Here is a 16,231-nt window from a genome sequence, read left to right as displayed (position 1 = left end):
CCAGCAGTTTGCGCGCGTCTTGGCCGGCCTCGCAGTGCACGAACAGCACTGCGGCTATTTCTGCTGAAACGGAAAACGCCGGCGCAAGCCGGCGTTTTTCCTGATCGGTAGTGCCGGCAGCTGGCCGGCAATCGTAGATCCGGATGTTGCCGGCCAGCGGCCGGCACTACCCGTCTTCAGCGCGCCAGCAGCTCGCGCGCGTCCTGGCCGGCCTCGCAGTGCACGAACAGTACCGGCACGCCATGCGCTTCCAGCACGGCGGCCATCTGTCGCTGGCGCATCAGGAACTGCTCGTAGATGCCCTTCAGGCGGTCGCAATCGTTCTTGCCGTGATCGTAGTGCGCGCACCAGCCGGCCGGATCGAACAGCGCCATGCGTGCTTCGCCATGCGTGTAACGCAGCAGCGGCTCGGGCGCGGCGTTGAGCCATTCGTCTTCACCGGGGGCCATGATCGCGGTCTCGATCAGCGGCCACAGCGCAGCCAGACCCTGGTTGTCGTACTGCATCGACATCATCGCGGCCAGATCATTCACGGTGAAATAGCGCGCGTGCTCGATGCGGGCACCGAAGGTGTTCTGCGCCATCAACGCAGTGTCGGCATGGGCCATGCCGTTGGCCAGCAGCGTGTCTTCCAGCGCCTCGGCCACCGCATTGGTCGTCGCCACGTCGCTGCCGGTCAGCAGGAACGGCACCACGCGCAGGCCACCGCCCACCAGGCTGGCATCGGCCTGGAACGGTAGCGGCACGTCGCCCTGGGCGTCGGTACCAAAGGCCAGCAGGCGCGGGCCCTGGTTGCGGCCCGGGGCACGCATCTGCAGTTCTTCCAGGCGGCGATGGATCGGCCAGCCCGGGCGCAGCACTTCGGCCGGGTCGAAATGGGCGGCGGCGAACACCAGGTCCAGCTCGGCCACCTGCGGCACCAGCTTGGACAGGTCGCGGCCGACGCGATCGGCCAGTTCACCGGCCTGTTCGGCGCTGAGTACCGCCTGGCGGGGGATTTCGCCGCCGGCCAGTTCCAGGGCCAGCACGCCAAGGGCATTCATCGCGGGGTCGGGTTTGCTCATGGTTCCACGGTTGGCCCATCACAGGGCGGCAGCTACACTTGGCTCCATTATGCCTGCTCCGCCGTGCAGGCCATGTTGCAGACACCCTCATCCATGCCAGGTATCTCCATGCCCAACGCTCGTCCCGTCGCCATCCTCGGTGGCGTCCGCATTCCGTTCTGCCGCCAGAACACCGCGTATTCGGATGTCGGCAACCTCGGCATGTCGGTCCGTACGCTGGGCGCGCTGGTCGAACGGTTCGGCCTGCACGGCCAGCAGCTGGGTGAAGTGGCGATGGGTGCGGTGATCAAGCACTCCAGCGACTGGAACCTGGGCCGTGAAGCCACGCTGTCGTCCGGCCTGTCGCCGCTGACCCCGGGCATCACCCTGCAGCGCGCCTGTGGCACCTCGCTGGACAGCATCATCACCGTCGCCAACAAGATCGCGCTGGGCCAGATCGAATCGGGCATCGGCGGCGGTTCGGACACCACCTCCGACGTGCCGATCGTCTACGGCAAGAAGCTGCGCGCGCGCCTGCTGGCCGCCAACCGTGCCAAGAGCACCGGCGACAAGATCCGCGCGCTCACCACCGGCTTCAAGTTCTCCGAGCTCAAGCCCGAGTTCCCGGGCGTGGCCGAGCCGCGCACCGGCAAGAGCATGGGCGACCACTGCGAGGACATGGCCAAGGAATGGAACATCTCGCGCGACTCGCAGGACGAGTGGGCGGTGTCCTCGCACAAGAAGCTGGCCGCTGCCTATGAGCGCGGTTTCTTCAACGATCTGATCGCACCGTTCCGTGGCGTCGAGCGCGACAACATCCTGCGTCCGGATACCTCGCTGGAAAAGCTGGCCACGCTGAAGCCGGCCTTCGACAAGGTCTCCGGCCGTGGCACCCTGACCGCCGCCAACTCCACGCCGCTGACCGATGGCGCCGCCGCGGTGCTGCTGGCCAGTGAAGAGTGGGCGCGTGCGCACGGCCATGAGCCGCAGGCGTACCTGCGCGATGCGCACGTCTCTGCGGTGGACTTCGTGCATGGCGAAGGCCTGCTGATGGCACCGACCGTGGCCGTGCCGGAGATGCTCAAGCGCAACGGCCTGACCCTGCAGGACTTCGACATCTACGAGATCCACGAGGCCTTCGCTGCACAGGTGCTGTGCACCCTGCGTGCGTGGGAGAGCGAGGATTACTGCCGCAACCGCCTGGGCCTGGATGCACCGATGGGCCGCATCGACCCGGACAAGATCAACCTGCTGGGCTCGTCGCTGGCCACCGGCCATCCGTTCGCCGCCACCGGTGCACGTGTGATTGCTACCGCAGCCAAGCAGCTGGCCGAACGCGGCGGTGGCCGCGCGCTGGTGTCGATCTGCACCGCCGGCGGCATGGGCGTGGTGGCGATCGTCGAACGCTGATCGCATTCATCGAACAAAAAAAACGCCGCCCATCGGGCGGCGTTTTTTTGTCCGGTGGATGCCGACCGTTGGTCGGCACGCTTCACGGCAACCGCGGGTTGCCGAACTCGTCGCGCTCTTCATTGGCGTCATACACCGGGGGCTGCACCGCGATCGGCTGCTCTTCCACCGTGGCACGCAGTGGCGCCTCGCTGCCGCGCACCAGCGCCACGCTGTCCTCGCCGCGCTGCAGTCGCAGCGCATTGGCCAGGCACTGCGCGGCCAGCGCGTGCTCGCCACGCTGCGCGAACAGTTCACCCAGTGCCTCCCACGCCGGGGCACCGGCGCCCGCAGCGATGGCCTCGTGCAGGAACGTATCGGCGGCATCCCACTGCTGCTGGGCCAGGGCCACGCGGCCCTGCGCCAGATGCAGTGCGGCCGAGCCATCATGCACATTGCGCCAGCGCGCCAGGTTGGCCTGGCGGGTGGCCAGGCGCTCGGCCGGCAGGCGGCCGTACAGCGCCACCAGTTCGTCGTCCCAGCGCTGGTCCAGCGCCTGTTCCAGCGCCAGCAGCGCCGGCTCATCCCAGTTCAGGGCCACCGCGCGGCTGGCATAGGCGCCCACCACGTCCGGGGTCGGCCGCAGCGCCTTCGGCGTGGCTTCCCACTGTGCGGCCAATGCGTTGACGTCGGCCGCTTCCAGCAGCGCCTGTGCGGCCAAGCGGGCTTCCAGTTCGCTGTTTGATTCGGCCGGCAGTACCTTGCTCTGGCGCAGCGCACCCAGCTGGCCATAGGCCTCGTGTGCGCGGCCGGCACGCGCCAGCGCTTCGGTACGCAGCCACAGGCCGCGCGGCGGCAGCGGCTGGATCGCCGCCACGTCCAATGCATTGATCGCATCCACCGGCAGATCGCGCGCCAGCAGCTGTTCGGCGCGCAGCAGTGCCTGCAGGGTGGCATCGCTCTCGCCAAGACGCTGCAGCAGCGCTTCACCGGCGGGGCCGTCGGCACGTGCCTGTGCGCTGCGCACGGCATTGGCCAGCGCCACCGCGCTCACTTCCGGGTCCTTGGCAGCGCCATCCAGCAGCTTCTCGGCACGCTGCCACTGGCCGTGCTCGTAGGCCTGCAGGCCGTCGATCAGGCGCACCCGGCCCTGCTTGCGGCGGTAGCGGCCCCAGGCGCGGAACGGTGCGGCAATCAGGCTCCACAGCAGCCACAGCACCAGCACTGCGATCACCGACAGCAGCGCCACCTTCGGCAGGTTGCTGTGGTAGTCGTAACCGCCGTAGCGCAGGGTCACTTCACCGAAACGGTTGAGGTCATCGGCGCCGAGCCATTGCGCGGCCACCACGCCGATGGCCACCGCCAGCAACAGCACAACCAGGGATTGCAGGGGTTTCATGCGGGATTACCTCCGGTCGGTCTGGGTGCGCAGTTGCTGCAGGGTGCTGCCAAGCACGGTGTTGCTGGCCTGCAGCGGAAGCTCGCGCAAGGCCTTCAGTTCAGCACGTTGCGCGCGCAGGGCCGGTGAATCCGGCCAGCGCCGCTGTGCCCAGTGCTCCACGCGTTCCAGTGCGGTATCGCGGCCCGTGCGGTCGCCGCGTTCGATCGCGGCGCGCGCCAGGGTCAGTTCCAGCTGCAGGGCGTCGTCGGCATTGCGACGTTCGGCGGCGGTCAGCGGGCCATTCTGGCGGCTCGGGGTGATGTCCACGAACGGGGCCAGCGTCGATTGCCACCACGGTTTTGCGGTGTCGGTCGCAGCGTTGCCGGTCACCTGCGACGGCAGCCCCTGCAGTGCCCTGGCCAAGGCATCCAGCCGCTGCAGCGACTGCACGCGCGGGCCGGCGCCCAGCGCATCGAGTGCATCGCGCTCCTGCACCAATGCCTGGCGCAGGTTCAGGCCATCGCTGTCGGGCAGATCGGCCAGCGCGGTGGCGGCCTGTGCATACAGGCGGCGCGCGCCTTCCACGTCGTCGGCATAATTCAGCCGTTGCGCCGCCTGGGTCAGCAGCAGTTCGGCCTCATCGCGCTGTACCGCCTGGCGGCCCTGGTTGGCGCTGTCGGCCAGCTTGGCCAGGTTCTCTTCCAGCAGCGCACTGCGCTGCGAAAGGCCCAGCATCTCGTCGCGCAGCACGCGGTTGGTGGTCGCCGCATCCTGCAGGCGCTGGCTGGTCGCGCGCTGGTCGCGGCGCAGTGCATCCAGCGTCGCCTCCAGGCCCTGCAGCTGCACGGCCATGGTCTGTGCCTGCGCTTCCTGTTCGTGCTGTTGCTGCTGCCAGACGTACCAGCCGGCATAGCCGCCCACGCCAAGCACGACCACCCCGGCCAGCGGCAGCAGCCAGCGCGCGGGGCGACGGGGCGGGGAAACGGGCGGAGTCTCGTTCATGGGGCTTCCTTGTCGGCAACGTCGCCGGTCAGGATCCGGCAGGCCGCGTTGTGCACAGCATCACTGTTGCCGACCACAGCGGCAAGCGTGACCCACGTCCCTGTTCAGGTCGCTGCCGGGACGGTGAGCGTGGCGTGTGCAGCGGCCACCAGCTGTGCCGTGGTGGGCCCGGCCGCGCGCACCACGCGCTGCAGCCCCAGTGCATGCGCCTGATCGCCCAGCCGTTCGCTGGCCACGACGACGGTGGCCTGGGTCTGCAGGCGTTGCTGCAATGCCGGCGGAAGCTGCTGCCAGAAATGCTGCAGCGCTTCGCCACTGCTCACCGCCAGCACCCACGGCTGCGCTGAATGCGCCAATCGAACCAGCGTGCGGGGCGACAGGCGCAGCAGGCGGCGCTGGTAGACATCGGCACGTTCGATCGTGGCGCCTGCGGCCTGCAGGTGTGCAGCAATCAGCCCGCGTCCGCCGGGCGCGGTGACCAGGCCGATGCGCAGGCCCCGCGCCTCGGCCAGCACCGGCAGCGCCAGCAGGCCCTCGCTGTCCATCCGTTGCGGTGCATGCACCTCGCCGACGCCCTGCGCCCGCAGTGCGCGCGCGGTGCCTTCGCCCACGGTCAGCCACGGGCTGCGTTGCGCCTCGGCCAGTGGCAGCAGGGTGGCGGCCGCGGTCACGGCGGCCGGGCTGGTGAACACCACCCGATCGCAGTTCAGCGCGCGTTGCAGCTGACGCACCACTGGCATGCCGTTCAAGCGCTGCAGGCGCCAGGGTGGCAGGGCCACCACATGCCCGCCCAGCCCAGCAACGGCGCGGCGCAGTGCGGAATTCTGGCCCTGCGGTCGCAGCGAAATGAAGGTCCAGCCCGGCTCGGAACCGGCGGCGCCAGTGGGTATCGTATGGTCGGCCATTGCCTGCATTATGCGGGCCCTTCGTTGTCGTGGTCTCTGCTCCGATGTCCGTTGATGCTCTGACTTCCTCGCTGGCCGCCCTGCAGGACGTGCTGGACTGCATGCCGGCGGTGCGCGCCATGCAGATCCAGCTCGACGGCTATGCCGATGGCGTGCTGCGCATCACCGCGCCGCTGGCCGCCAACGTCAACGACAAGGGCAACGCCTTCGGTGGCAGCCTGGCCTCGGTGCTGACCCTGTCCGGCTGGGCGCTGGTCAGCCTGCGCCTGCGCCTGGCCGGCCACGATGCCGAGGTCTACGTGGCCGACAGCAACCTGCGCTACCTGGCCCCGGTCTACGAAGACCTGCACGCCCACGCCGAAGCGGCCGAGGCCACCGGCTGGGACGCCTTCCTGAACACCTTCCGCCAGCGCCGCAAGGCCCGCATCAGCATCATCGCCACCCAGCCCGGTGCCGATGGCAAGCCTGCCGCAGAGTTCAGCGGTCGCTTTGTTGCCTTCGCCAAAGGGTAGGATGGCAGGCTGACGTTCTGGGGAAACCACCGATGCGCCGCCTCATCCAGTTCCTGATGTGTTCCCTGCTGCTGGTCAGCGCCGTGGCTTCGGCCGACGACCTGAGCCGCAAGCAGCGCAAGCTGCTGGAAGAGACCCAGATCGCCTACGGCGCCACCATCCGCTGGGGCAGCATGGACGATGCCATCGGCTATCTGGACCCCAAGCTGCGCAAGGAAAAGCCGCCCACCGAGTTCGAGCTCAACCGCTACGCGCAGCTGCGCGTGTCGTCCTACCGCGAGCGCAGCAGCGCGGCGCTGGAAGGCGGCCTGGTCGAGCGCCGGGTCGAAATCGGGGTGATCAACCAGAACACGCAGGCCGAACGCACCGTGATGGTGGTCGAGCGCTGGCGCTGGGATCCGGAGGCCAAGCGCTGGTGGCAGACCGCCGGCCTGCCGGACCTGTGGAAGGGGCAGTGACGGGCCGCGTCCGGCTTGTGCGACAATCGGCGCCCGCTTAATCGACCCGTGACCTGAGTGAATTACGAAGAGTTGCTGGCCTTTGCAGGCCGAAACCCGATGCTGTCCGCGGCCCTGGTCGGCCTGACCGTGGCCATCATCGTCACCGAGATCCGCCGCCTGTTCCGGGGCTTCAAGGGCATCAAGCCCGCCGAACTGACCCAGCTGATGAACGCGGGCGGCACGGTGGTGGTCGACCTGTCGGCCAGCGGTGACTTCGAGAAGGGCCACATTGCCGGCAGCCGCAACGCCCAGGCCAGTGCCTTCGGCCCGGACCACAAGCTGGTGGCCAACGCCAAGCAGTCGCCGGTGGTGCTGGTGTGCCGCAGCGGCAACGCTTCGGAAACCGCCGCCAAGGCGCTGAAGAAGGCCGGCTTCGAGAAGGTTTACGTGCTCGACGGCGGCATTCCCGCCTGGCAGCAGGCCGAGCTGCCGCTGGTCAAGGGCCGCAACTGATTGCCGCAGGTGGCGGATCCGGCCTTGTATGGGCCTGATCCCGCCCCCATCGCAGTAATTCGACCATCGTTTTCATTGCATTCATTGGAGTTACTGGAAATGTCCGAAGAGATCACCAACGGCGCTGCTGCGCCGGTCGATGCCGCCACCGGCCCCGCTTTCACCGTCGAGAAGATCTACGTCAAGGACGTCTCCTTCGAGTCGCCGAACGCTCCGACCATCTTCAATGACCAGGTGCAGCCGGAGCTGCAGCTGAACCTGAACCAGCAGGTGCAGCGCCTGGGTGAGAACGCCTTCGAAGTGGTCCTGGCCGTGACCCTGACCTGCCAGGCCGGTGAGCGCACCGCCTACGTGGCCGAAGTGAAGCAGGCCGGCGTGTTCGGCCTGGTCGGCCTGGACCCGCAGTCGATCGACGTGCTGCTCGGCACCCAGTGCCCGAACATCCTGTTCCCGTACGTGCGCCAGCTGATCAGCGACCTGATCCAGGCCGGCGGCTTCCCGCCGTTCTTCCTGCAGCCGATCAACTTCGAAGGCCTGTACGCAGAAACCCTGCGCCAGCGCCAGGAGCAGGGCGACGCACCGTCGCTGGCTGACTCCGAGCCGGCTGGCAACGCCTGATTCCTGCCGCGACGTCACGGATGAGCACTACCGCTGACAAGATCGCCGTGCTTGGCGCCGGTTCCTGGGGAACCGCGCTGGCCAGCCTGCTCGCACGGCACGGTCATCCGACCGTGCTGTGGGGGCGCGATGCTGCCGTGGTCGAAGCCATCGACCAGCGCCACGAGAACCCGCGTTACCTGCCGGGCATCCCGCTGCCGGACAGCCTGCGTGCCACCACCGACCTGGCGTCGGCGGTGGAGGGCGCGGCCTGGATCCTGGTGGTGACCCCCTCGCATGCCTTCGGCGAAACCGTGCGTGCGCTGGCGCCGCTGCGTCCTGCCGGTGCCGGCGTGGCCTGGGCCACCAAGGGCTTCGAACCCGGTTCGGGCCGCTTCCTGCATGAAGTGGCGCGCGAAGTGCTGGGTGAGGACGTGCCGCTGGCCGTCGTCACCGGGCCGTCGTTCGCCAAGGAAGTCACCCAGGGCCTGCCGACCGCGATCACCGTGCACGGCGACGTGCCCGAGTTCGCGCAGACGGTGGCCGAGGCGATGCATGGCCCGGCGTTCCGCGCCTATACCGGCGACGACATGGTCGGTGCCGAGCTGGGCGGCGCGATGAAGAACGTGCTGGCCGTGGCCACCGGCGTGGCCGATGGCATGCAGTTGGGCCTCAACGCCCGTGCCGGCCTGATCACCCGTGGCCTCAACGAGATGCTGCGCCTGGCCGCTGCCATCGGTGCCAAGCCGGAAACGCTGATGGGCCTGGCGGGCCTGGGCGATCTGGTGCTGACCTGCACCGGCGACCTGTCGCGCAACCGCCGGCTGGGCCTGGCCCTGGGCCGTGGCCAGACGCTGCAGGATGCCGTGCGCGAAATCGGCCAGGTGGTCGAATCGGTGCAGACCGCCGACGAAGTGATGCGACAGGCGCGCCGCCATGGCATCGACCTGCCGATCTCCGACCGCGTGCGTGCCGTGCTGCATGGCGAGCAGACGCCGGAAGAAGGCCTGCGCGCATTGCTGGCGCGGGAACAGAAACCGGAGTATCCGGACACGCTGTTCAAGTGAATCGAAAAACCCCGGCCCAGTGCCGGGGTTTTTTCATCAGGGAGTACACGCGGGTGCCGGACGGGAGACAGGCTTTGGTGGGTGCCAAGCTTGCTTGGCATCATGCGCGCTGCATATCCACGCATGGCGTGGATCTACTGCAACGCCGATCACCGCGCCCGTGGCGGCGCGCTGGTGTTATCCATGTCCGAAAAGATCAACCACGGCCCATCACTCACGCGCTTCAACGTGAGCGTGAACTTGCCGGTATCGCCCACGTTGTTGCCGTAGCTGTACGCACCAATGATGTAGCCCGTATTCCCCTCCACCGCATACGCCAACGCACGCAGCCGCAACGGACTGCTGCCCTGGCCGCCATATGCGGCCTCGATTGCGCTGCGGCCGCGCACCGGCGGCTGGTTGCTCTGCAGCACAAAACCATCCTCGGCGAACAGCGCAGCCAGTGCCTTGGCATCACCCGTGCGCCACGCCTGCTCGTAGTCGCGCAGTACACGGTCCAGCGATGCGGGCAGCGCGATATCGGGAAGCGGCTGTGCGGGCTTCGCGCCTTCTGCATCGTGGGCAATTGCCGGCGATGCCATCAGCAGGGCACTGCAGAAGATCATGGCGAGTCGTGTGCGGCGCATGCGTCCAGGCCCTGGAGATGATGGGAAGGCTTCAGACGCATCCTAGCGCGCCGCTGGTTAGAATCATGCGGCCGCCGATTTGGTGGATGCAGCGCAGATCAGACAAGGACACGGAATGAAGATGCGAATCACAGGGATGGCGATGATGGCCGCGCTGCTGGCAGCCTGCGGACAGGCACCGGAGAAGACTGGCGAGACTGCACCTGCTGTGGCGCCGGCACCGACCACCGAAGCACCGGCCGCCGCGGCGACGGTGGTCGAGAAGGAACCGTCCGCCGAAAACGGTGTGGACCCCTCGGTGTGGGACAACGAAGGCGAACCGGAAGACCCGAGCGCCGGCGGGGAACTCACCTGCGCGGACAACCCGCTGGCGACGCATTTCTTCACCCTGGTGGGCGGCAATACCGTGGACGACTGCGGCCGCAAGGATCCGAAGGTGCTGGCCGCGTTCAACGCCCTGATGAAGAACACGGCCGCAGCCGAATCCGCTGACAAGGAGATTCCATCGCTGCGCGAACGCCTGTTGAGCGGGCCCAGCGGTCCTGGCGAACTGGTAGTGCTGCAGGGTGAGCCGTGGTGGTTCTACACCGCCTGCCAGGCCCACGACTGCCCCGGCACGGCGTTGGCGATGTTGTATTCGCCCGATCAGTCGAAGATGGTTGGCCGTCTTACCGCGCGCTGCCGTGTATGGTGGCTGGGCGAGCCGACGGCGGAACAACGTGCGCAGATCGAACAGCGCCAGCCACTGCAGGATGCCGCGTTGAAGGAAGACAGCGCACTCTGCGAGTGATGTGGCGCGCGCCGCAGCGCCGGGCCGTGCCCGGCGTTGCAGTGAGCGTTGTTCCCCGTATCACCCTTCCGGCCGCATGCGTGCGCTGACCTGTGCTGTCAGCGACAGACTGACCATCATCAGGCCCTCCATCACACGGTCGCCCACGTACTCCTCGTCGGGTCCGTTCTGGCGCACGCGCTCGGCAGCCAGCAGCATTTCCAGCGCCACTCGCAGGCCGGTCAATGCGCAATCCGCGTCGGCCAAGGCCATGCGGCGGCCGGGCATCTGATGACGTTCCGGCCAGGGCTGGCCGTCGGCGGCGGCGCCCTTGCCGATGCGGTCGAGCGTGGCGATGAAACCGTGCGGATCGTGCGGGTGCAGTGCTTCCGAGGGCGCGTCCGCGTTGGCGGGCACGTACTGCGCGCGCAGGCGGGAGGATTCGGGTGTGCTCATGGCAAGGGCTCCGTGCAGGACAGACGGTAACCGCCACATAGAGGTGGCGGGCGGAGACGTGGCTCGAAAACCGGGAGATCACGAACAAGACCGGCAGGCGCAAGGCCTCCACGCTCCGCCCGCCATAGCCGGCAGACGGAATGCCAGCCGGCGCCACGCGGGGTGACGCCGGCTGGCAAGCGCAAACAACGTTCGTGATCTAACGGGTTTTCGAGGCCCGGCCACCCATTTTCCGGCGGCCCACCATCTGTACCGCCGTCGCTGCGCAACGCCAATCAGAAGAGTTGCATTCAACGCTGGATCAAAGACGCTTTTGGCATTTTTGCATGCTGTTAAGCCGTCGCAGACGCAGGCGCCGCAACGTCCGTAGCGGCATGGGGAATATGCGACATGGGTCGAAGTTGATGACGTGGCGTACGGGCACTCCACCAGGCCGATGACGACAGTGCGGGGCGAAGAACGTAAATCGACTTCGGCGCACTCCGGTGTGTCAGTGCTCTTCGCGTCTCTCGTACCAGGCTTGAGTACGGTTCACGATCCGCACCACGGACAGCATGACCGGCACCTCGATCAGCACACCCACCACGGTGGCCAGCGCCGCTCCCGAGTGCACGCCGAACAGTCCCACCGCTGTGGCCACAGCCAGTTCGAAGAAGTTGCTGGCGCCAATCAGCGCTGAAGGGCCGGCCACGCAATGCGCCACGCCCAAGCGGCGGTTGAGCAGGTAGGCCAGGCCTGAAGTGAAGTAGACCTGGATTAGGATCGGCACTGCAATCAGTGCAATCACCAGCGGTTGCTTCACGATCTGCTGGCCCTGGAACCCGAACAGCACCACCAGCGTCAGCAGCAGCGCTGACAGGGACAGCGGTCCCAGCCTTCGAAGCGCACGCTGCAGGCCCGCCTCGCCGCTGCGCGAAAGGATCCAGTGCCGCAGCAGGGCGGCCACCAGCACGGGCACCACAATGTAGAGACCCACCGACAACAGCAGCGTGTCCCACGGCACAGTGATCGCTGACAGGCCCAGCAACAGCGCCACCACCGGTGCGTATGCGACCACCATGATCGCGTCGTTCAACGCCACTTGGCTCAGGGTGAAGTTGGCATCGCCGCGGCACAGGTTGCTCCAGACGAACACCATGGCAGTGCAGGGCGCGGCTGCCAGCAGGATCAACCCGGCGACGTAGCTGTCGATCTGCCCCGCCGGCAACCAGTCCGCGAAGGCATGGCGCAGGAACAGCCAGCCCAGCAGCGCCATCGAAAACGGCTTGACCGCCCAGTTGATGAACAGTGTCACCCCGATGCCCTTCCAGTGCTGCTGCAACTGGCGCATTGCGCTGAAGTCGACCTTCAGCAGCATCGGGATGATCATCAACCAGATCAGGGCGGCAACCGGCAGATTGACCTTGGCGATTTCGGCCGAGGCCAACTCCGCGAAAGCAGCGGGTAGGAAGTGGCCCAGCAGCGTGCCGACCGCAATACAAAGCCCGACCCAGAGCGTCAGGTAGCGCTCGAACAGATTCATGCGGGAAGTCACGGCATGCGATCAGTTGGCGGCAGCTGTCCGATCCGATCCAGCGTTTGCTGCAGCGTCTCGCGGTCGGACCACAATGATGCAGGCAGTGTGAGCAGCGCACGCAGCCGCGCCTTCACGATGGCATGGGCCAGCGCGAAGGCTGCGGCCTTGTCGGCATCGCTGCCTGCCACGGCCGCCGGATCGGGCAGGCCCCAGTGGCTGCGGACGAAGTCACCGAACACCACAGGGCAGGCTTCCGCTGCGGCTGCATCACACACGGTGATCACCAGAGCCATCGGTGCTGCATCCACGAACTCATCCCACGACTTGCTGCGCAGCCCTTCAATGGGCATTCCTTCGGCCTGCAACTGGGCCAGCGCGAAGGGGTTGATCTGGCCATTGGGCTGGCTGCCCGCACTGAATGCGCTGAAGCGATCGCCGCCCCATGCACGCAGGGTGGCTTCGGCAAGCACGCTGCGGGCGCTGTTGCCGGTGCAGAGGAACAGGACATTGCGGGTCATGGAGCAATTGCCTTGAGAGGAGAGGATCTGTGTGGGGTCAGCCCTTGCAGGCGGGCGCCGTGGGCATGCATTGCTCGGTTGGCGAGCCCGCGCAGCAGTTGTGCGTCAGGTACTCGATCAAGCCGTTCATCGCATCGAAGTTGGCGCGGTAGCAGACATGGCGACCCTGGCTTTCGCTCTCCACCAGGCCGGCCTGCACCAGCTCCTTCAGGTGGAAGCTGAGCGTGGCTGGGGGCACCTGCAGGGCCGTGGCGATGTCGCCCGCCATGCGACCTGCCGGGCCAGCCTCCACCAGCAGGCGGAAGGCAGCCAGGCGGGTGGCATGGCCCAGAGCAGTCAGGGCAGCAATTGCATTCAACGTTTCCATATTTCTAGAATAATCGAATGAATAAGCCCATCACAAGCCCCCATCTACCGAATCTGGTAGACGCCTCGCTGCCCCAGCCCGATCACCACCAGCTCGCTGCGGCAGATCCGGGACCGCCACGCATCCTCCTGCTCTACGGCTCGCTTCGGCCGCAGTCGTTCAGTCGCAAGCTGGCGCTGGAAGCCGAGCGATTGCTGCGTCACCTGGGGTGCGAGACCCGCGTGTTCGATCCGCATGCGCTGCCCATGCTGGACAGCGTGCACCCGCACCACCCTGAAGTGCAGCGACTGCGCGAATGGTCGCAGTGGTCGGAAGGCCAGGTCTGGGTCAGCCCCGAGCGGCATGGCACGGTCACCGGCGTGTTCAAGAACCAGATCGACTGGTTGCCGCTGGAAGATGGCAGCGTGCGGCCCACGCAGGGCAGGACGCTGGCGCTGCTGCAGGTGAGTGGCGGCTCGCAGTCGTTCAATACGGTCAACACGTTGCGCGTGCTCGGCCGTTGGATGCGCATGCTGACCATCCCCAACCAGTCGTCAGTGGCCAAGGCCTGGCAGGAATTCGATGACGACGGCCGGATGAAACCCTCGCCGTACTACGATCGGGTGGTGGATGTGATGGAAGAGCTGGTGAAGTTCACGCTGCTGACGCGTGGCAGGACGGACTACCTGGTGGACCGTTACAGCGAGAGGAAGGGCGATGCGCATGCCGCTGCATTGGCGCGGGCGGCGGGCGCTGCGGCTTCCTGACTTCCAGTACGCAAACGCTTTCCACTACCCACTTCTACTTGCTTGCGCGCCGCGCGCCTTTCTCGTCTTCGTCCTTCGCATCGCCACGGCTCTGCGCGAACTCCGGGAACGTCTTCGCGATCGAATCCTTGTCCGGCAGGATGTAGAACACACCGCCCTTCTCGAACGTGGACTGCACGATCTGCTCGTAGAACGCGGGCGAGACGTTGATGCAGCCGTGGGTGACGCGGTTGTCGTCCGGCGTCGGCGTTGCCAGCCGTTGGGCGCGTTTCTCTTTCGGGGTGCCTGGCGGCAGCGGGTGCATCGAGACGGCGGAATCGTAGTCCACCCACAGCACGCGCCCGGCATCGTCGGAGGGGCCGTAGCCACCAATGAAACGGCCGGCAGGGGTGGTGCGGTCATGGCCGGGAATCGCGCTCAGTGCGAGCTTGGCAACACCAGGGGCCGAGTGATCACCGATGGCCGAACCGAACAGCGCCGGTGCCGCGCCGCGCAGCTTACCGTCGCCGCCGAAGATCAGGACCTGCGCGGCGGCCTTGTCCATGATTGCGAACGGGTAGCCCTGGTTGTCCTTGCTGGCAACCACCCAGCCGGCCAGCTCGATCACTGTTTCGGACACGCTCTGGTCGGGTGGAAGTTCATCAACGGCAGCAATTCGCTGTTCAGGCGCTTCCTTGTCCTTGCCCTTGGCGCTGGCTGCGCCGCTGCACGCAACGGCCAGTGCCATCGCCAGTGCGGCATGGAGGACGCGGCGTGCAGGGGAGGAGGAGGTACGAATGGGACGGCTCCTTGCAATGCAATCCTGGGTGGAAGGATGCCAGTGGCCGGCGAAGGCCACTGGTTCCCGATACAGAGGTGGATCAATTCAAAGGATGAGGGAGCTATCAGCCGCGCGGCTTGCGACCGGCCGGTGCCCTTTCAAGCTGCTGTACGCGGCCTTCGATCTGGTCCAGACGCTGGTTGGCCTGCTGCGCCGACTGGTTGGCGGACTCGGCACTCTGGGCAGCGCCCTGCACCTTTACGTCGAGCTGATCGAGGCGCGAGTTGATGGTTGCGAACTCGTCCTTGTAGGTGGCGCAAGCGCCGAGGCTTACGGTGGCCACGATGGCGACGGTGATGGCGCGTGCTGCGTTGATGTGCTGCTTGGTCAGTTTCATTTCCAACTCCCTCCTTCGTCTGGGGAAGCTGGAATATAGCGGCGTTTGTTCCCGGCGCTAGCCCGTGCTTTCAGCTGGAATTTGAGTACGTGGATGGGCTGTGAAGGCCTGTAGATCAACAAACCTTAACAAGCGGGATCAAGCGAACTGATCTGCATCGGCGAAGCGCCTTGTGCCTGTTAAACGTTACCCATTCACCTGCATGAAGCCGGCATCACGGCATGCGCGTCTGCGTGCTTTCGCCTACTCCGCACGCAGGTTGCCATCCACTTGCTTCCAGCAGCGCCGCAGCGTTCCCGGGCTGGACATCCAGCAGTTCGGCGACGCCGCTGCGCGTGTCGGCCGCGCGCGCAACATAGGCATGGGCGATGCGATAGCCGATCCAGTAGCCGAGATCTCCGCGGCGCGTATCGTCGCCGGGACCGTTGTACAGCCACCTTGAAAGATCGGTACCCATGCTGTCCTGCAGGAACGCACGCTCCAGCGCACACTCGCGACCCTGCGTCCAACGCTGCAGATGCGCGTTGGCCGGTTGCCCGGAGATCCGTTCGGCCACGTATTCGGCGCCCCCTTCCAGCAGGGTCTGATAGAGCAGGGTGGGCTGCTCGATGTCCACGCGTGCACCGGGCTGTTGCACGTGCACATACTCATGCGCGATCAGATGCACGAAGCGGTCACCTACGTCGGTCTGCATCCAGTCGGCGTTGCACAGTGCTTCCAGTCCGATGACCACACCTGCTTCGGTAGTCACGCCACCACTGTTGCCGCGGCCCACCAGTACGGTGACCGGGGGAAAGCGCGCAGACGGCAACAGGGCGCCAAGTCGATCGACGGCAGCGGCGACGCGCGTGCGGATCGATGGCAATGCGGTCGCGCAGGTTCTCGCTTTCGCAAACAATGCCGGCTTGTCCTGGATGGCCCTGGCCAGCCGCTCCATCGAGCCGATACGGCGGTCGGTGAAGCTGCGCAGGGCATCCGTACCCGCATCCAGATAGCCGTGTTGCAGATCATCGGCGCTTGGGCGCCCTTGGTTGGCGTCCAGCACCTTGAAGAAGCGCGTGACATCGTCTGTCTGTACGACGATGTGCCTGGCAGAAACGATGCGCTCAGCGGCCTGTGCCTGCAGTAGCACAACCGGCGAGGCGATCAGGATCAGAGCCCGCATCAAGCATCGAGCGTGGTGCGCGCAAGAAGCCGACAGCGGTCCCATGCGGAGTTCCCTGAACG

Annotated in this window: 20 protein-coding genes; 8 read left to right on the top strand and 12 right to left on the bottom strand. The window is 66.7% G+C overall.

Annotation, left to right across the window (positions count from 1 at the left end):
- Window positions 1-176: 176 nt before the first annotated feature.
- Window positions 177-1,064, bottom strand: a complete 888-nt coding sequence (locus AC5P6X_RS13470) for a hypothetical protein (RefSeq protein ID WP_005407588.1) — start codon at window positions 1,062-1,064, stop codon at window positions 177-179.
- 93 nt (window positions 1,065-1,157) lie between these two features.
- On the opposite strand from AC5P6X_RS13470, the gene AC5P6X_RS13465 reads away from it, so the two are divergent.
- Entirely contained in the window at window positions 1,158-2,453 is a 1,296-nt protein-coding gene (locus AC5P6X_RS13465) for an acetyl-CoA C-acetyltransferase (protein WP_088435804.1), read from the top strand.
- Between the two features lie 82 nt (window positions 2,454-2,535).
- On the opposite strand, the gene AC5P6X_RS13460 is transcribed toward AC5P6X_RS13465, so the two are convergent.
- From AC5P6X_RS13460 to AC5P6X_RS13450, 3 genes are all read right to left on the bottom strand, one after another.
- Entirely contained in the window at window positions 2,536-3,831 is a 1,296-nt protein-coding gene (locus AC5P6X_RS13460; protein WP_012478739.1) for a heme biosynthesis HemY N-terminal domain-containing protein, read from the bottom strand.
- 6 nt (window positions 3,832-3,837) lie between these two features.
- Complete coding sequence (locus AC5P6X_RS13455) at window positions 3,838-4,815, bottom strand: uroporphyrinogen-III C-methyltransferase (protein ID WP_049449273.1); 978 nt, start codon at window positions 4,813-4,815, stop codon at window positions 3,838-3,840.
- A 104-nt stretch (window positions 4,816-4,919) separates the two neighbouring features.
- Window positions 4,920-5,729: a uroporphyrinogen-III synthase gene (locus tag AC5P6X_RS13450; protein WP_108269931.1), complete on the bottom strand. Its 810-nt coding sequence runs from the start codon at window positions 5,727-5,729 to the stop codon at window positions 4,920-4,922.
- Window positions 5,730-5,764: 35 nt separating this feature from the next.
- On the opposite strand from AC5P6X_RS13450, the gene AC5P6X_RS13445 reads away from it, so the two are divergent.
- The 5 genes from AC5P6X_RS13445 to AC5P6X_RS13425 all read left to right on the top strand — a co-directional run bounded on the left by AC5P6X_RS13445 (window position 5,765) and on the right by AC5P6X_RS13425 (window position 8,849).
- Window positions 5,765-6,232 (top strand): YiiD C-terminal domain-containing protein, encoded by a 468-nt coding sequence (locus tag AC5P6X_RS13445; protein ID WP_005407593.1) that lies wholly within the window; start codon window positions 5,765-5,767, stop codon window positions 6,230-6,232.
- A 32-nt stretch (window positions 6,233-6,264) separates the two neighbouring features.
- A complete protein-coding gene (locus AC5P6X_RS13440; protein WP_005407594.1) occupies window positions 6,265-6,690 on the top strand; it encodes a hypothetical protein in 426 nt (141 codons plus the stop codon).
- Between the two features lie 57 nt (window positions 6,691-6,747).
- Window positions 6,748-7,185, top strand: coding sequence for a rhodanese-like domain-containing protein (locus AC5P6X_RS13435; RefSeq protein ID WP_005411869.1), 438 nt, complete (start codon window positions 6,748-6,750; stop codon window positions 7,183-7,185).
- A gap of 99 nt (window positions 7,186-7,284) precedes the next feature.
- Window positions 7,285-7,803, top strand: coding sequence for a protein-export chaperone SecB (secB, locus tag AC5P6X_RS13430; protein ID WP_005407596.1), 519 nt, complete (start codon window positions 7,285-7,287; stop codon window positions 7,801-7,803).
- 20 nt (window positions 7,804-7,823) lie between these two features.
- On the top strand, window positions 7,824-8,849 hold the full coding sequence (locus AC5P6X_RS13425; protein WP_005407597.1) for an NAD(P)H-dependent glycerol-3-phosphate dehydrogenase: 1,026 nt from the start codon (window positions 7,824-7,826) through the stop codon (window positions 8,847-8,849).
- A gap of 149 nt (window positions 8,850-8,998) precedes the next feature.
- Here AC5P6X_RS13425 and AC5P6X_RS13420 read toward each other — a convergent pair whose 3' ends face one another.
- Entirely contained in the window at window positions 8,999-9,454 is a 456-nt protein-coding gene (locus AC5P6X_RS13420; protein WP_049449279.1) for a YybH family protein, read from the bottom strand.
- Between the two features lie 136 nt (window positions 9,455-9,590).
- On the opposite strand from AC5P6X_RS13420, the gene AC5P6X_RS13415 reads away from it, so the two are divergent.
- Window positions 9,591-10,265 carry an Ivy family c-type lysozyme inhibitor gene (locus AC5P6X_RS13415; protein ID WP_049449282.1) on the top strand — a complete coding sequence of 225 codons (675 nt, stop codon included), beginning with the start codon at window positions 9,591-9,593 and terminating at the stop codon, window positions 10,263-10,265.
- 60 nt (window positions 10,266-10,325) lie between these two features.
- Here AC5P6X_RS13415 and AC5P6X_RS13410 read toward each other — a convergent pair whose 3' ends face one another.
- The 4 genes from AC5P6X_RS13410 to AC5P6X_RS13395 all read right to left on the bottom strand — a co-directional run bounded on the left by AC5P6X_RS13410 (window position 10,326) and on the right by AC5P6X_RS13395 (window position 13,101).
- A complete protein-coding gene (locus AC5P6X_RS13410; RefSeq protein ID WP_081113750.1) occupies window positions 10,326-10,700 on the bottom strand; it encodes a hypothetical protein in 375 nt (124 codons plus the stop codon).
- A 490-nt stretch (window positions 10,701-11,190) separates the two neighbouring features.
- Window positions 11,191-12,222: an ACR3 family arsenite efflux transporter gene (arsB, locus tag AC5P6X_RS13405; protein WP_329755833.1), complete on the bottom strand. Its 1,032-nt coding sequence runs from the start codon at window positions 12,220-12,222 to the stop codon at window positions 11,191-11,193.
- Window positions 12,223-12,230: 8 nt separating this feature from the next.
- Entirely contained in the window at window positions 12,231-12,734 is a 504-nt protein-coding gene (locus AC5P6X_RS13400; protein WP_329755835.1) for an arsenate reductase ArsC, read from the bottom strand.
- Between the two features lie 37 nt (window positions 12,735-12,771).
- Window positions 12,772-13,101, bottom strand: a complete 330-nt coding sequence (locus AC5P6X_RS13395; protein WP_024957759.1) for an ArsR/SmtB family transcription factor — start codon at window positions 13,099-13,101, stop codon at window positions 12,772-12,774.
- A 17-nt stretch (window positions 13,102-13,118) separates the two neighbouring features.
- Between AC5P6X_RS13395 and arsH the strand changes: the two genes are divergently transcribed.
- Window positions 13,119-13,847, top strand: coding sequence for an arsenical resistance protein ArsH (gene arsH, locus AC5P6X_RS13390; RefSeq protein WP_049402850.1), 729 nt, complete (start codon window positions 13,119-13,121; stop codon window positions 13,845-13,847).
- Window positions 13,848-13,881: 34 nt separating this feature from the next.
- Here arsH and AC5P6X_RS13385 read toward each other — a convergent pair whose 3' ends face one another.
- From AC5P6X_RS13385 to AC5P6X_RS13375, 3 genes are all read right to left on the bottom strand, one after another.
- Window positions 13,882-14,574 (bottom strand): L,D-transpeptidase family protein, encoded by a 693-nt coding sequence (locus AC5P6X_RS13385; RefSeq protein WP_049402849.1) that lies wholly within the window; start codon window positions 14,572-14,574, stop codon window positions 13,882-13,884.
- Between the two features lie 157 nt (window positions 14,575-14,731).
- Window positions 14,732-15,004, bottom strand: coding sequence for a hypothetical protein (locus AC5P6X_RS13380; protein WP_005407606.1), 273 nt, complete (start codon window positions 15,002-15,004; stop codon window positions 14,732-14,734).
- A gap of 214 nt (window positions 15,005-15,218) precedes the next feature.
- Window positions 15,219-16,169 (bottom strand): DUF2268 domain-containing putative Zn-dependent protease, encoded by a 951-nt coding sequence (locus tag AC5P6X_RS13375; RefSeq protein ID WP_088435799.1) that lies wholly within the window; start codon window positions 16,167-16,169, stop codon window positions 15,219-15,221.
- Window positions 16,170-16,231: the final 62 nt, after the last annotated feature.

It is taken from the genome of Stenotrophomonas sp. YJH_SMC_40, from assembly GCF_059368615.1.
This window is presented reverse-complemented; position numbering and strand designations above follow the sequence as displayed.

Bases quoted from the DNA above. Each gene is read 5' to 3' on its own strand.
- AC5P6X_RS13470 (WP_005407588.1), bottom strand. From the start codon at position 1,064: ATGAGCAAACCCGACCCCGCGATGAATGCCCTTGGCGTGCTGGCCCTG.
- AC5P6X_RS13465 (WP_088435804.1), top strand. From the start codon at position 1,158: ATGCCAGGTATCTCCATGCCCAACGCTCGTCCCGTCGCCATCCTCGGT.
- AC5P6X_RS13460 (WP_012478739.1), bottom strand. From the start codon at position 3,831: ATGAAACCCCTGCAATCCCTGGTTGTGCTGTTGCTGGCGGTGGCCATC.
- AC5P6X_RS13455 (WP_049449273.1), bottom strand. From the start codon at position 4,815: ATGAACGAGACTCCGCCCGTTTCCCCGCCCCGTCGCCCCGCGCGCTGG.
- AC5P6X_RS13450 (WP_108269931.1), bottom strand. From the start codon at position 5,729: ATGCAGGCAATGGCCGACCATACGATACCCACTGGCGCCGCCGGTTCC.
- AC5P6X_RS13445 (WP_005407593.1), top strand. From the start codon at position 5,765: ATGTCCGTTGATGCTCTGACTTCCTCGCTGGCCGCCCTGCAGGACGTG.
- AC5P6X_RS13440 (WP_005407594.1), top strand. From the start codon at position 6,265: ATGCGCCGCCTCATCCAGTTCCTGATGTGTTCCCTGCTGCTGGTCAGC.
- secB (WP_005407596.1), top strand. From the start codon at position 7,285: ATGTCCGAAGAGATCACCAACGGCGCTGCTGCGCCGGTCGATGCCGCC.
- AC5P6X_RS13425 (WP_005407597.1), top strand. From the start codon at position 7,824: ATGAGCACTACCGCTGACAAGATCGCCGTGCTTGGCGCCGGTTCCTGG.
- AC5P6X_RS13420 (WP_049449279.1), bottom strand. From the start codon at position 9,454: ATGATCTTCTGCAGTGCCCTGCTGATGGCATCGCCGGCAATTGCCCAC.
- AC5P6X_RS13415 (WP_049449282.1), top strand. From the start codon at position 9,591: ATGAAGATGCGAATCACAGGGATGGCGATGATGGCCGCGCTGCTGGCA.
- AC5P6X_RS13410 (WP_081113750.1), bottom strand. From the start codon at position 10,700: ATGAGCACACCCGAATCCTCCCGCCTGCGCGCGCAGTACGTGCCCGCC.
- arsB (WP_329755833.1), bottom strand. From the start codon at position 12,222: ATGAATCTGTTCGAGCGCTACCTGACGCTCTGGGTCGGGCTTTGTATT.
- AC5P6X_RS13400 (WP_329755835.1), bottom strand. From the start codon at position 12,734: ATGACCCGCAATGTCCTGTTCCTCTGCACCGGCAACAGCGCCCGCAGC.
- AC5P6X_RS13395 (WP_024957759.1), bottom strand. From the start codon at position 13,101: ATGGAAACGTTGAATGCAATTGCTGCCCTGACTGCTCTGGGCCATGCC.
- arsH (WP_049402850.1), top strand. From the start codon at position 13,119: ATGAATAAGCCCATCACAAGCCCCCATCTACCGAATCTGGTAGACGCC.
- AC5P6X_RS13385 (WP_049402849.1), bottom strand. From the start codon at position 14,574: ATGGCACTGGCCGTTGCGTGCAGCGGCGCAGCCAGCGCCAAGGGCAAG.
- AC5P6X_RS13380 (WP_005407606.1), bottom strand. From the start codon at position 15,004: ATGAAACTGACCAAGCAGCACATCAACGCAGCACGCGCCATCACCGTC.
- AC5P6X_RS13375 (WP_088435799.1), bottom strand. From the start codon at position 16,169: ATGCGGGCTCTGATCCTGATCGCCTCGCCGGTTGTGCTACTGCAGGCA.